We start from the raw sequence: 14,674 nt of genomic DNA, 5'->3' as shown, positions 1-14,674 counted from the left end.
ATATTTTTTTATTTTACTAATCGCTGAAATATGCCGTGTACAATTGTATTTTTGGCAAATCACTAATGAAATAGGTTATGTATGATTGTATTTTCAGTAAATCACGAGTGAAATGGATTATTTACGATTGTATTTTTAGTAAATCATTGGTGAAATGGGTTGTGTATGATTATGTTTTTACCAAATCACAAGTGAAACGGGTTATGTATGATTTTATTTTTGGTAATTCACTGATGAAATAGTACGTATATAATTTTGTTTGTACTTTTGTCTTGAAACAAAAGTACCAAAAATTCAAGGCTTTGGATACTTCGCTAAAAAATAGTCGTGTTTTCTAAATTTTCCAAACTTGCTCCTTGCAGTCGCTTCGAACAGTGGAAAATTCTTAACGAAAACACGACTATTTTTCTTAACGCTTCGTCTCCAATGCCGTTGGCTCACTCTTGAAGTTAGTGGTGTTTGATTTTAATGATAATATTTTAGTTGTGCGTTTTTTTTAAAAAACTGTCTTTCGATTTTATTAAAGTTCTTATCTTATATTTTTTGTAATTCATATACTTCCTAATAGTTTTACCCCCTGCCTTAAACTTATCAAAATCCATTTTACATTTTTGAAATATGCCCAAAGGTATTAACAAAGTTAAGCCCATCCAAGATAACCAATCAGGTAAACCAAATTGTTGAGCTATTGTAAAAATCCCACCTGCTAATCCTAATCCAAATATTATAATATTAATAGACAACCAAATTACAAAATAACATATATTTTGCCTATCTTCCTTCTGTTTCTTTTTCCACTCTTCTTGAGCGTATTCCTTTGCTTTTTTATTTAGTTGTTTTTTCTTTTTTAGAGTCTCATTTTTTTCTTTATAAATTTTAAGCTTTTCATTCTCTATTCTAAATGATTTTAGTTTATCATCTTTATGAGAATTTTCACGGATAACTTTATCCAAATAGTTATCATCTGTTAAAAATTCAAATGTACTATCAATATTTTCAAAAGTTATATCTTCTGGATTTTTAGATTCGTTTTCAAGTTCTTTTTTCAATAGAATTAAATTTTCTTGGCTAATATCACCTCTTTTGAATTTTTCTTTCGTTTCGTTATATCTATCCTCTATAGATTTATTAATATAATTGGATAGTATAAGTTGTGCTTTAGTTATAAATGAAAAAGATTTAGGTAAAGATTGATTTTTTAAACCAAATCCTTTATTTAACTTGAACCAAAATTGTGTTGTAATAAAATCTATATTTTTAGCATAAGGAAAATCCTCCTGTTTTATTTTAACCTCTAATTGATGTGCTAAGTAATTTGCCAAAGCACTTTCTACCATATAGATATATCCTGACTGTTCAAAAGAATTAGATTTTCTTCCTCCTCTCCTTGTGTTTATTTGAGAAAATATTTTTAATATATCTAAACATTCCTCCTCTTTTATTTCCCTTTTTGAATTCTTTATCACTTCTTCCACAACGGACAAATCTTCTACATTATATTCTGGCAGTATTTCTATATTATGAATTTGTTTTATTCCCTTTCCTTTGAGTTCTTCTATAAAGTTAGATTTTTTATTTACAATATCAGAAGGTCTGTAGCAATCTTTTAATATGGATTTCATTGCTGAACTTGATACATCTGGTGTAATCCTTCCTTTAATTATATTTTCAGCCGATGAGAAGAAATTGTCAGTTTCCATTTTGACTTCATCTCCGTATATTAATGTAATTTTCTGTTTTTTATTATTTGAATTAATTTCATTAACCAAAGAAAGAAAATCATTAAATATCTCTTGATATAATTCCCCATTATACCCCACAGCACTAAAAAGATGTTCCGTTGCTAAATAAATTGTTAGTGTATTATTCCAACTACCTAAATTGTTAATGTTAGGTGTATATGTAATTCCTTGATACAAAATGACCCCTTCTTTTATATATTGTAAAGCATTTTTAATTTTTTCTTCATTTTGATTTAGAATGATAAAAGCACTAATTGACGATTTGTATTTTTCCCCTAAACTTTGATCCAAAAGATACGCAATCAAATCTTTAAATAAACTATTCTTTTCATCATCTGTAAGACTTTTCTTTTCTTGCTCCTCTACAAACAAACATAATTTTTCAAAAATTTCTTTTTGAAGTTCTATTGTTTTTTGAAGTTCATTTTTAAATTCGGTAGGTTCATTGGTGTTTTTTTTCTTGAATTGATAACCTCCATTTTTTTTCTCTACTTCACCTTTGTTTTGCAACCTATTTAAAGTGGTTTTAATAACAGACTCAGGAATATCAAAACAGTACTCCTCTTTTAACATTCTTTTAATGTCTACTGAATTACAATGAAAAGCATTTTTTAGTCTTATTACATTTAAAACAAAATCACCAATAATATCTTTAATGATTTTATTACTATCGTATAATTCTCCAAAAAGCGCTAATGACGCTATTAAATTGTGGTTACTCATAATATTTATATTTAAAAAACCCCACCCAATTAGTATCAGGTGGGGCTGTATTTATTGCCCGTCCGTGCTACGGACTATTTCACTTCTTCAAAATCTACATCTTGCACGTTGTCGCCGTTTTGTTGTTGCTGACCGCCTGTGTTAGGTTGCGGTTCGCTTTGGGCTTGTTGTGCTTTGTAAAGGTCTTCGGAGGCTTGTTTCCACGCTTCGTTGATTCTGTCCAAAGCAGGTTGAATTTGTCCCAAATCTTGGCTTTGGTGTGCTTTTTTCAATTCTTCCAAAGCAGATTCGATACCTGATTTCTTATCTGCCGGAAGTTTGTCGCCAAATTCTTTCAGTTGTTTCTCGGTTTGGAAAATCATTGAGTCTGCCTCGTTGATTTTGTCGGCTTTTTCTTTGGCTTTTTTGTCGGCTTCGGCGTTGGCTTCGGCTTCGCGTTTCATTTTCTCGATTTCCTCTTGTGAAAGTCCTGATGAGGCTTCAATTCGGATATCGTGCGATTTGCCGGTTCCTTTATCGGTTGCCGAAACTTTGATAATTCCGTTAGCGTCGATGTCAAACGTTACTTCGATTTGAGGAACGCCACGCGGTGCTGGTGGAATGCCATCTAAGTGGAAGCGTCCTATCGTTTTGTTATCGTTTGCCATTGGTCGCTCTCCTTGCAATACGTGGATTTCCACACTCGGCTGATTGTCAGCAGCGGTTGAAAACACTTGTGATTTCTTGGTCGGAATGGTAGTATTGGCCTCGATAAGTTTGGTCATCACTCCACCCATTGTTTCGATACCGAGTGAAAGCGGAGTTACGTCCAAAAGCAATACATCTTTTACATCTCCTGTCAAAACTCCTCCTTGAATAGCCGCACCAACAGCTACCACTTCATCAGGGTTAACACTCTTGTTTGGTTTCTTTCCGAAGAATTTCTCTACCGCTTCTTGCACCGCAGGGATACGTGTAGAACCTCCTACTAAAATCACTTCGTCAATATCGCTTGTTGAAAGTCCTGCATTTTTAAGGGCAGTACGACAAGGCTCGATGGTTCTTTTTACCAAATCATCAATCAATTGCTCGAATTTTGCACGAGTAAGGGTACGCACCAAGTGTTTTGGACCTGTTGCCGTAGCTGTGATGTATGGCAAGTTGATTTCAGTTTGTGTAGAAGAAGAAAGCTCGATTTTGGCTTTTTCCGCAGCTTCTTTAAGACGTTGCAACGCCATTGGGTCTTTACGCAAATCCATTTGCTCTTCTGCCTGAAACTCTTCAGCTAACCAATTGATGATTTTTTCATCTACATCATCACCTCCAAGGTGTGTATCTCCGTCAGTTGCAAGTACTTCGAATACGCCATCGCCTAACTCCAAGATAGATACGTCGTGCGTACCACCACCGAAGTCAAATACTACGATTTTTTGGTCGTTGTGTTTTTTGTCCAATCCGTAAGCCAAAGCAGCAGCAGTAGGCTCATTGATGATACGACGAACTTTAAGTCCTGCAATCTCTCCTGCTTCTTTGGTTGCCTGACGCTGTGCATCATTAAAGTACGCAGGAACGGTGATAACGGCTTCGGTTACGGTTTGTCCTAAGAAATCTTCGGCAGTTTTTTTCATTTTTTGAAGAATCATTGCTGAAATTTCTTGTGGAGTGTACAATCTTCCTTCGATATCTACGCGAGGCGTATCGTTGTCGCCTTTTACCACTTTGTAAGGTACGCGAGCCACTTCTTTGTCTGACTCTGAAAATTTGTTCCCCATAAAACGTTTGATTGAGTAAACCGTTTTATTTGGGTTGGTAACCGCCTGACGTTTAGCAGCGTCACCTACTTTTATTTCGCCTCCTTCTACGAAAGCTACCACAGAAGGAGTGGTTCTTTTACCTTCGGCATTGGTAATTACCACAGGGTCATTACCTTCCATTACAGAAACACACGAGTTGGTTGTTCCTAAGTCTATTCCAATAATTTTGCTCATATTCTTAATTTATTTTTAATTCAACATTTATTTATCACCTTAGGCGGAACTACTCCGCTTTGGGCTTCGAGCATCTAATAGTCAATGATTGTGCCAAAGGAAGAAATCTGACAAAATGGCACTTCTTTGTTATTTTTTTTGATCTTTCTTTTTTATTATTCTGAAAATCATTTCTTTATGGATTTTATTCAGATGACAACTTTTTTAAAATATTTTTTTAGAAGAATGGGATATGCGAGACTCCGTTTTATGATATTCAGCGTATGAATGTGTAAAAAATATACGTGTTTTGTGTATTTTACACGATGTTTTACAATTCGTTTATAAGTTTTTGTAATATTAGTTTATTTTTAATTTGTTATTTTTCAGTTTTTTGTTGTTTTTTTAGTGGTGTAATTAAAAAAAGGCACGATATTTTCTATATAGTAGGCGTAAATGAAATTTAAATATTGTGTGTATAATATTCTAAATTGTCAGTATTAAGTTGCTTCAAAAAATTACTAAAAAACTAATTACTTACAAACAAAAAATTATGATTCATTGAAGCAAGAAATTATGAAAAAACTTTTTCTGAGAGCATACTCAAACTTTCAGAAATTATTTTAGGAGTTAGTAGTAGTATTTATATGCATTGTGAAAAAGGCTCTCTTGTATAAGGGAGTCTTTTTTTGTATTTGTAACTTGACTTAAAATTGTTTTAAACAAATTCCTCGAAAAACTTTGTGAGTTGTATTCTGTTTCTTAAATTCTTAACCTTCATTTTCTGTAATATTTTCAATTTTTTGATATTCCTCTTCATCAAAATAATCGTCACAAATGGTTTGATATTTTTTGATGAGTGATTGCAAGGCATTTTTGTAGCCCAAATCCCATAAAAGTAAGGCAGCGTGATACACGATTATTTCATCTGTGTAGCTTTTATTTTCAGAATATTGTACAATCAAATTTTTCTCAATAAAATCAAAGGTTTCCGCTATCATCTCTGATTTTAACTCAGGATTTTTGTAGCAAAAAGTAATCAATCCTATACGCGTACAACATTCGTGCATAATGCTTGTGCCAAGCCAAGATTTCCAAACTTGCATTAGTACTTCATTATCAATGTAATAGTTATTCATTACATCTAACAGAAAATTCGTTTTTAATTTGTTATATTGTTGTAAATCTAATTTTGTATTCAGATATTCAACTTGCTCATTGATAGGGAGTTCCTGAAACTCAAAAAACAAACTATTCTTTTCTTCTTGTAGTTCTAACATTTGTGCGATATAGTCTTTCATTTTTCTTAATTTTAAATTTTTCACTGTGTAATGTTTTTGATAATAGCTTGATATTCTGCTCCTCTGTCAGGATTTTCTTCGGATAAAATTGCGAATAATTTTTCTATTTCACGCATTACTTTTGTCTGATAACTTTCTGCTTCTGATTGTGTTGAGAAAAAATCGGTATGCATAAATTCTCCATACACGCCGAGCGTTACAGAAAAAGGAGCGGTCAATCCGTCTTTTTCTATTGTTATTCTGGCTCCGTTGCTGTGTTCCAAATCGGAAATAATAATTCCCTCTTCTGAACCTCGTTTTCCTATATTTTTTCTATCATTTTTCCACATTTTTGTAAAGGTTAATTGTTAATTATCAACGGTTAATGATTTTTTGGCAAAACTACTGACAAACGCTTTCTTCACCAAGAAATGAGTGTCTACAAAGTGTCTACAAGAAGAAAATTAATAACTGACAATTAGCAATTATTCATCAAAATCAATTTTCTTATTTTTTGTTCGTTCTTTTTTGTAAGATTTATCCACAAAATTCCGTTTAAAATCTGTTCCGTGAAAGGTGCGAACCGCGTTGCCTCTCGCTACTTGCTGATGATTGTTCCACTGATTTTGAGCTTGTTGTTTGAGTTTCTCCAATTCAAAAAGTTGTAATTTTTCTTTAATTCGGACGATGGCTAACTTCTTGTTTTCCAATTGTGAACGCGTATCTTGCACAAAAACACTCACCCCCGAAGGCTGATGCGTAGCCCGAACCGCTGAGTTTACTTTATTAACATTCTGTCCGCCACTACCTTGCGAACGCACCATTTGAAATGAAATATCACTTTCACGGAAAGCTATTTTTTCTGATGGAGAAAGCTCAAAAACACCAATAAACCAGTTCGACCGCTGGTGAAATTTCCTAAAAGTAGATTTTCCTACCCAACAAATCGAGCCGAGCCAATTCTTTAAAAAATCTTGTAAATCAGTTCCTTTCAAAAGAAGTGTGACAGATTTTAAGGTTAAGTTTTCGTCACCTTCTTCTCGGTGTAGGACTTCTGCTTGTATATTTTTTTCTTTGGCTTCTTGCAAAAAGATTTTCAGTACTTTAGCGACTACCCATTGGCATTCCAAAGGTCCTTTTCCTGAAGTTATTTGTATGATTTTTTCCATTTTTCTAAAATTTTAAGTATAATTTCTTTATTTTTCTTGATTTTGATAAAAGTCGGCAATTTTGCTACCATTGTCATTCCTTTTCGAGGACGCAAGTCCGAACTGATGTAATTTTCCATTTCCAGCAAATGTTTATCGTTTTTTGCCCAAAATAAATTCCCACGGATATTCTCCTGAAAGAAATAGGGTAGACCGAAAGTATTATCACACATCAGTCCGTTTACTTTGTCGGCATAAAGTGTTGAATAATTAGGTTGATAACGAGGTTTTACGGAGAGTAAATTATCACATTTTCGGCATTTGATATTGATTAAAGATTGTTTTTCTTTGACATCTTGGTATGTCAGTTCAATATTGTTGCTACAAAATGGACAATTGAGTTTAACAATCAAATTAAAAAGTGATAAATCACCACTTTTTTTGACCAAACCACAATGATTGCACTTTAAAACTGAATGATTTGGGAAAGTTTCGCCTGTATTATGGATAATCGCATTTTTTTGACAATTCGGACAAACCACCCAAGTACCGTTTTCCCAAAAGTGAGTGTATTTTTCTTTATATATCTTTTTCATTTTCAATTTCTTTTAAAAAGTTTCTTCAAAAATAGAAGCAATTTCGGTAGCGGAAAGCCTCATTTTTGATAAATTATTGTTTTTTAAGTTGTTGTATTTGTATTTTTCTTTGCCTTTTTTCTTCTCAACATCTTTCCAACCATAGCTTCTACCAACTATTTTCTTTTGTATGATGCCACGAACTTTATGATTATCCAGAAGCTTATCCAACTGGGCAAGTTCTCGCTCCAAATCCAAATCCAGTGGACGATAATGTGTTATCATATAAGGTTTTACACGCAATACAAATCGCCAAGGGTCCCGAAATTCGTAATAAGTTTCAAAAACTTTCCGATGCGGATTGTATTCTTCGGTTTTCACAAAATACATTTGTTCTTTGTAGTTGAATTCCAATTTTTTATACTTTGGAAACTGCCATTCGATAATTTTGTGTAATTTTTGTTCGCGTGGAACTTGTATTTTTTTACCTCGTTTTCGTTTCTTTTTCAGAAATTTACGATTGTCGGAATATTGATAAGTGTTGATTTTCTCCAAAATTTGATTGAAAAAATCGGCACTTTTACTCCGAGCGATGTCGTCCCGAAGTGCAAAAAAACGCACAAATCCCTTTTGATAAGGTTCAGGCAGCGGAACCAGAGGAATGTCTCGCTTCTGATTCCAAAGTTTTCGCCATAGTTTATTTTGCTGACGAATGTATTTCTCGAAAGCCTTTTTTATCAATCTTTTTCGTGTTCGAAGGCTTCTTAGTTGAGAGTTTTCTATATATGAATTTCCCATTTTTCTTTGTTTATCAATTTATTAAAAAAGATTTTGGGAATTATTTTGCAATAAAACTTTTTCTTTTAGGATAAATTTTACCTAAGAATTTGGATAAGTAGGAGAGTGTTATGAGCAAAATAAAAACCCGAAATCTGCTGACTTCGGGTTCTAATATTTTATTATACTATTGTTCTAACAAAACAGAGCAACACGAAGCCCTGCCACTAAAAATGGCAAACAGACTGAGATATCTTGAATGAAATTAAGCATTTTTACTTCGTGTTTTTTATGTTAAACAATTATTTTCTTTGTGAAAATCGGTGCAAATGTAGAACAAATTACCGAAAAAAACAACTTTATTCAAATGTTATTTTATAATTTTCATTACCTTTATCCTCTGAATTATTTAATTGTAAAAAAATGATAAAAAGAACGATTCTTTTGATGCTTAGTATTTTTAGTTTGAATTTGTTTGCTCAAACTGAAAATACGACTGAACAACGACTTAAAGCTTGGTTTACAGATGCCAAATTAGGAATTTTTATCCACTGGGGGTATTATGGTGTGAATGGTATTACCGAGTCGTGGTCGATGTATCACAAACGCATTTCGCATACGGATTATTTAAAACAAGGTCAAAAATTTACCGCTTCAAATTACAATCCTGACCAATGGCTTGATTTGTTTGAGAGGGTAGGAGCCAAATACGTGGTTTTGACCACCAAGCACCACGATGGCGTTGCGCTTTGGAATACAAAGTATAGTAATTTAAGCACAGTAAAACACGCTTCGGCACGTAAAGATGTACTCACACCATTTGTAGAGGCTGTTCGTAAAAAAAATATGAAATTGGGGCTTTACTATTCTTTGTGCGATTGGTCGCATCCGGATTATCAGCCTGTTACTTTTCAGCGAAGTGATGTCCGTAAGTTATATCCTCAAAAAGGACAACAAAAAATGACGCCTTGGGAGCGTTTTACCGCATTTAATTTTAATCAATTGGAAGAATTGAGCCAATTTAAGCCCGATTTGTGGTGGTTCGATGGCGATTGGGAACATAAGCCGGAGGAATGGAAATCAAAAGAAATAAAGGAAAAATTACTCTTCTGGAATCCTCAAACGGTTGTAAATTCTCGATTGAACCAGTATGGTGATTATAAAACCCCCGAACAAGGAGTGCCTGTGGTTCGCCCCGAAGGTGCTTGGGAGTTTTGTATGACGATGAACGATAATTGGGGATATTTTCCAACGGATAACAATTACAAACCTATAGCTCAAATTATTCGAACTTTTGTCGAGGTAATTGGCTCTGGGGGGAATTTATTGTTGAATGTTGGTCCGAAACCCGATGGCACAATTCCTCAAGAACAAGTACTGCGCTTAGAAGCCTTAGGCAATTGGATATCAAAGCATAAAACAGCAGTTTTTGACACTCAGGCAGGTTTACCTTATGGGCACTTTTTTGGACCTACATTACTTAGTAAAGATAAAACCAAAATTTACCTCTGCTTGTTTGATAATCCTAAAAATTATATTTTACTTAAAGGAATACAAAATAAAGTGAAGTCAATCAAGGTGTTAGGGGCTGAACAAGAACTTTCTTTCGAGAGGAATGGAGGTGCGGCTTGGAATAATATTCCAGGTATTTTACGAATATCCGTTCCTGCTGACCAATCTCTTGACCCTTATGCTACCGTACTTGAGGTGCATTTAGAAGGAGAACTTTTACTCTACCGAGGACACGGTAATGCGGTGGAATTAAATATGTAAATCTTAGTAGAAAGTCATTTTTCAGCTGAATTTCACCTATTTGACACAAGTGAAATTTGTTGATAAATTTTAGTTAGAAGTTTGTCTATTCGATAAATATGCGTAAATTTGCCCCTGCTTTGAGTAACCTCTGGCGAAGGACGTGATATGTTGCTTGAAGATTTGTTTTAATTATTTTTAATTTTTTATGGAACCTTTATTAAAGTACGTACAAGACAATTTTGTAGAAAAGAAAGATTTTCCTGAATTTTCATCAGGTGATACCATTACGGTTTATTACGAGATTAAAGAGGGAGACAAAAAACGTACACAGTTTTTCAAAGGCGTTGTAATTCAGCGCAAAGGTAGTGGTGCTACTGAGACATTTACTATTCGTAAGATGTCAGGAACTGTTGGGGTAGAGCGTATTTTCCCTTTTAATATGCCTGCTCTTCAAAAAATTGAAGTAAACAAACGAGGTAAAGTAAGACGTGCTCGAATCTATTACTTCCGAGGTTTAAGAGGTAAAAAAGCAAGAATTAAAGAAATTCGCGGTTAATCCTCTTTTTGAAAAATTATACGAAAGCTATTCAGTAAATTGGATAGCTTTTGTTATTTTTATACCCTAATTAAAACCCATATCATTGTACGCAATACTTGACATAGAAACCACTGGAGGGCAATATAATCAGGAAGGAATTACCGAAATTGCTATATATCAATTTGATGGTCATCAGGTTACAGATCAGTTTATATCGTTGATAAATCCCGAACGTGAAATACAGCCCTTTGTGGTAAAACTTACAGGGATTAACAATCAAATGCTGCGTAATGCGCCTAAATTTTTTGAAGTAGCCAAACGCATTGTTGAAATTACCGAAGGATGCACGTTGGTAGCTCATAACGCAAGTTTTGATTATCGTATTTTGCAAACGGAATTTCGTAGGTTAGGTTATGATTTTAAGCGAGAAACTTTATGCACTGTGGAACTCTCGCAGCAATTACTTCCTGAAAAAGAGTCTTATAGCTTAGGTAAACTGACTCGTTCTTTGGGCATTCCCGTAAGTCAGCGACATCGTGCTTCGGGGGATGCAATGGCTACTGTTAAACTCTTCAAATATTTATTAGAGAAGGATAGTGGAAAAAATATCATTACACAATGGGTGAAAAATTTAAAAAATGACGAACTACCTATTCGTTTAATAAAAATTGTGGAAGAATTGCCTGAGCGTGTAGGGGTTTATTATGTGCATAACAAAAGCGGAAGTATTGTTTATGTGGGCAAAGATAAAAATATTAAAAGAAGGGTAAATCAGCATTTTACTTCTTCTGCCAAACGAGATGTATTGCTCCAAAAAAACGTACACACCATTACCTATGAGGAAACAGGTACTGAGCTGATTGCTAGGTTAAAACACGCTCAGGAGGTTGCTAAAATCAAGCCGAAATACAACCGTAAAAAAACAACTAAAGCCTTGCAATACGTACTTAGGGCTTTCCGTAATGCTAATGATTATCTTTGTTTTTCGGTGGATATGTTACGTGCACAATATGAGTTTATTACTACTTTTGACAATCTGTTTCAAGCTCAAAATTTTCTGTATAAGATTACCGAAGAATTTGAGCTGTGCCCCAAATTGACTTCTATTTCACAAGCTAAAGAAGGGTGTTATAATGCTTCGATAGGTAAATGCAAAGGAGCGTGTATGAATTTGGAACCTGCTGAAAGCTATAATACTAGGGCTTATTCGGTAATTGAAAAATACGGATTTACAAACCAAACGATGGCGCTCATTGATAAAGGACGATTCGTTGATGAAAAAAGTATTATTCTTATTGAAAATGGAAAAATTAAGGGGTATGGTTTTATCAATTTAAACTATCAATTATCTCATTTAGATATTGTTAATAATTTAATTACCCCTTTATCTGATTCTTTAGAAAATCGGCATATCATACAATCACATATGCGTAAAATACGTAATTTACAAATCAAAAATTACACAAATCAAATAAAAAAATAAATCGTATGAAAAAAAATGTATTTCTTTATCTTTTTGTTTTCTCGGTACTTTTTAATGTATACCAATATGTAAATAGTAAGCGATATTTTACTGAAAATCAGAAAGAAATTGTAAAAAAGGATAAAAAACTGCAGCAAATAGATGCTTTGCAGGATTCCATTCGTACATTGCTTATTGAAAAGAGTGATTTTGGTTATTTCAGCTTAGAAAATAACGGATTTGGTACAGATTTTTTTAAAGAAATTGGTCTGGAAAAGCCTACCGATTACATAACTTCAAAATTACTTGAAACCAATATCCCGATAGGAAAACATCCGTTAATCAATTATGAGCCAAGTAATTTACGTTTTCAAATCAATAAAATAAGGGTACTAAATCATCGGTGGATTATATGTGATTTCACCGATGGAGCAAATTGGGGAGAATTGCTTTTACAATATGAAATAAAAGATAATAAAGAAATCACTTTTAGTGTTTTAGGAGAGATTTTATACCCCAAAGACACCTATTAAAGCGGAATAAGAAGGTAATGTAAAAAGTATGATATCTTTAAAAAGAGAGTATTCTTGTCAGGCTGAGCGTAGTCGAAGCCTGACAACCAAAACCGTCATCATACTTTTTATAACACGACCCAGAATAAAAAGCCCTAATTTTATTGATAAAACAACAATTATGGATATCAAACAAACCATTGAAACTTTACGAAACGAACTAAATCAACATAATTACAACTATTATGTGTTGGATACTCCTTCCATTTCTGACTATGAGTTTGATGAAAAACTCAAACAACTTCAGAACTTGGAACAAAAACATCCTGAGTTTTTTGACGAAAACTCACCAACGGTTCGTGTAGGAGGCAGTGTTACTAAAAATTTTAAAACTGTAATGCACCAATATCGGATGTATTCACTTGACAATTCTTATTCCAAAGAAGAATTGGACGAGTGGGAAAAACGTATTATTAAAATGATAGGAACTGATGATATTGCTTTTGTATGCGAACTCAAATATGATGGGGCGTCTATCAGTTTGTGTTACCAGAAGGGCAAATTGGTAGAGGCCGTTACTCGAGGTGATGGTTTTCAAGGCGATGAAATCACAGCGAATGTACGAACTATAGGTAGTGTACCTCTTATCTTGCAAGGGAATTACCCTGAAAAATTTTACATACGTGGTGAAATCATACTCCCTAAAAAAGGTTTCGAGCAGATGAATAAAGAACGTATTGAAGCTGGAGAAGACCCCTATATGAATCCAAGAAATACTGCTAGTGGAAGCTTGAAACTGCAAGATACTACAGAAGTGGCAAAGCGTCCTTTGGACTGTTTGCTATATACTTTAGTAGGTGATCATTTAGCCGATACACACTTTGAAAACCTACAAAAAGCCAGAGAATGGGGCTTTAAAGTACCGCAAGAAGCACAACTTTGCAAATCCACCCAAGAGGTAATGGATTTTGTAAACTATTGGGATATACATCGGCACGATTTACCCTATGAAATTGATGGTGTGGTGGTTAAAGTTAATAGTATAGCCCAACAAGAGGAGTTAGGTTATACCTCGAAATCACCACGTTGGGCTATGGCATACAAGTTTAAAGCCGAACAAGTGGCAACTACTCTGCAAAGTATTTCTTATCAAGTAGGAAGGACAGGTGCGATAACTCCGGTGGCGAATCTGACCCCTGTTTTACTTGCGGGAACTGTGGTTAAAAGAGCTTCACTACACAATGCTGACCAAATACAGAAACTAGATGTTCGGGTGGGAGATACCGTTTTTGTAGAAAAGGGAGGAGAAATTATTCCTAAAATTGTAGGAGTTGATTTGCAAAAGAGAATAGATAATTCTCAGCCCACTCAATACATTACAGCTTGCCCCGAATGTGGCTCAGCTTTGGTTCGTAAAGAAGGAGAAGCCCAGCATTATTGCCCTAACTCTTATCAATGTCCGCCGCAAATTACAGGAAAGATACAGCATTTTATTTCGCGTAAAGCTATGGATATTGAAGGGTTGGGCGGAGAAACCATAGAGTTATTTTATCGGGAAGGTCTAATAGCCAACTACGCTGATTTGTATCAAATTACAGCTGAGCAATTACTCCCATTGGAACGAATGGCAGAGAAAAGTGCCGAAAATATTTTAAAAGGTGTTGAAAATTCTAAAAAAATTCCTTTTGAACGAGTACTTTTTGCACTTGGCATACGCTATGTAGGTGAAACTGTGGCTAAAAAATTGGCTCGACATTATAAAAATATTGACAATCTAGAAAAAGCTACGTTTGAGGAGCTGACTCAAGTAGATGAAATTGGGGTTCGTATTGCTGAAAGTATTCTTTCTTTCTTTGAAGATACGTATAATCAACAGGTTGTGAGTCGATTGAAATCATACGGGTTGCAATTTGCCTTGTCGGAAGCGCATATTCAAAATCAGTCCGAAAAACTTAAAGGACTAACCTTTGTTATTTCTGGAGTTTTTCAATTGCACAGCAGGGACGAGTTGAAAAACAAAATTGAGCAACACAGCGGTAAGGTAGCAAGTTCTATTTCTTCAAAAACCAATTTTGTTATTGTAGGAGATAATATGGGACCAAGTAAAAAAGAAAAAGCAGAGAAATTAGGCGTCAAAATGATTTCTGAACAAGATTTTTTAGCAATGATTTCATAAAAATGATTCTTACACCATTAAAAAGAGAGGCGAATTTTTT

General features: G+C 34.2%; 13 protein-coding genes. 6 read left to right on the top strand and 7 right to left on the bottom strand.

Annotated features, from left to right (window positions below):
• Positions 1-479 precede the first annotated feature (479 nt).
• From CGC47_RS03990 to CGC47_RS03960, 7 genes are all read right to left on the bottom strand, one after another.
• Positions 480-2,465 carry a hypothetical protein gene (locus CGC47_RS03990; protein ID WP_042001649.1) on the bottom strand — a complete coding sequence of 662 codons (1,986 nt, stop codon included), beginning with the start codon at positions 2,463-2,465 and terminating at the stop codon, positions 480-482.
• 74 nt (positions 2,466-2,539) lie between these two features.
• Positions 2,540-4,432, bottom strand: coding sequence for a molecular chaperone DnaK (gene dnaK / locus CGC47_RS03985; protein ID WP_095900017.1), 1,893 nt, complete (start codon positions 4,430-4,432; stop codon positions 2,540-2,542).
• Between the two features lie 749 nt (positions 4,433-5,181).
• On the bottom strand, positions 5,182-5,712 hold the full coding sequence (locus CGC47_RS03980; protein ID WP_042001704.1) for a hypothetical protein: 531 nt from the start codon (positions 5,710-5,712) through the stop codon (positions 5,182-5,184).
• A 20-nt stretch (positions 5,713-5,732) separates the two neighbouring features.
• Positions 5,733-6,041, bottom strand: a complete 309-nt coding sequence (locus CGC47_RS03975; protein ID WP_042001652.1) for a hypothetical protein — start codon at positions 6,039-6,041, stop codon at positions 5,733-5,735.
• 135 nt (positions 6,042-6,176) lie between these two features.
• Positions 6,177-6,860, bottom strand: coding sequence for a peptide chain release factor H (prfH, locus tag CGC47_RS03970; RefSeq protein ID WP_095900016.1), 684 nt, complete (start codon positions 6,858-6,860; stop codon positions 6,177-6,179).
• Complete coding sequence (locus CGC47_RS03965) at positions 6,839-7,435, bottom strand: hypothetical protein (protein WP_042001658.1); 597 nt, start codon at positions 7,433-7,435, stop codon at positions 6,839-6,841. The genes prfH and CGC47_RS03965 overlap by 22 nt, the downstream gene beginning before the upstream one ends.
• 12 nt (positions 7,436-7,447) lie before the next feature.
• On the bottom strand, positions 7,448-8,212 hold the full coding sequence (locus CGC47_RS03960; protein ID WP_042001661.1) for a hypothetical protein: 765 nt from the start codon (positions 8,210-8,212) through the stop codon (positions 7,448-7,450).
• Positions 8,213-8,322: 110 nt separating this feature from the next.
• Here CGC47_RS03960 and CGC47_RS10940 point away from each other — a divergent pair, with 110 nt between their 5' ends.
• The 6 genes from CGC47_RS10940 to ligA all read left to right on the top strand — a co-directional run bounded on the left by CGC47_RS10940 (position 8,323) and on the right by ligA (position 14,634).
• Positions 8,323-8,454, top strand: a complete 132-nt coding sequence (locus tag CGC47_RS10940; RefSeq protein WP_256593344.1) for a hypothetical protein — start codon at positions 8,323-8,325, stop codon at positions 8,452-8,454.
• Positions 8,455-8,614: 160 nt separating this feature from the next.
• Positions 8,615-9,964: an alpha-L-fucosidase gene (locus CGC47_RS03955; RefSeq protein ID WP_042001664.1), complete on the top strand. Its 1,350-nt coding sequence runs from the start codon at positions 8,615-8,617 to the stop codon at positions 9,962-9,964.
• Positions 9,965-10,151: 187 nt separating this feature from the next.
• On the top strand, positions 10,152-10,502 hold the full coding sequence (rplS, locus tag CGC47_RS03950) for a 50S ribosomal protein L19 (protein ID WP_013997732.1): 351 nt from the start codon (positions 10,152-10,154) through the stop codon (positions 10,500-10,502).
• Positions 10,503-10,587: 85 nt separating this feature from the next.
• Entirely contained in the window at positions 10,588-11,967 is a 1,380-nt protein-coding gene (locus CGC47_RS03945) for an exonuclease domain-containing protein (RefSeq protein WP_095900015.1), read from the top strand.
• Positions 11,968-11,972: 5 nt separating this feature from the next.
• Positions 11,973-12,479, top strand: coding sequence for a hypothetical protein (locus CGC47_RS03940; protein ID WP_042001666.1), 507 nt, complete (start codon positions 11,973-11,975; stop codon positions 12,477-12,479).
• A gap of 160 nt (positions 12,480-12,639) precedes the next feature.
• Positions 12,640-14,634, top strand: a complete 1,995-nt coding sequence (ligA, locus tag CGC47_RS03935) for an NAD-dependent DNA ligase LigA (protein WP_370444595.1) — start codon at positions 12,640-12,642, stop codon at positions 14,632-14,634.
• The last annotated feature ends 40 nt before the right edge of the window (positions 14,635-14,674 follow it).

Source organism: Capnocytophaga canimorsus (assembly GCF_002302565.1).
GTDB classification, from domain to species: domain Bacteria; phylum Bacteroidota; class Bacteroidia; order Flavobacteriales; family Flavobacteriaceae; genus Capnocytophaga; species Capnocytophaga canimorsus.
Note: the sequence above shows the minus strand (reverse complement) of the source record. Positions and strands in the feature narration are given on the sequence as shown.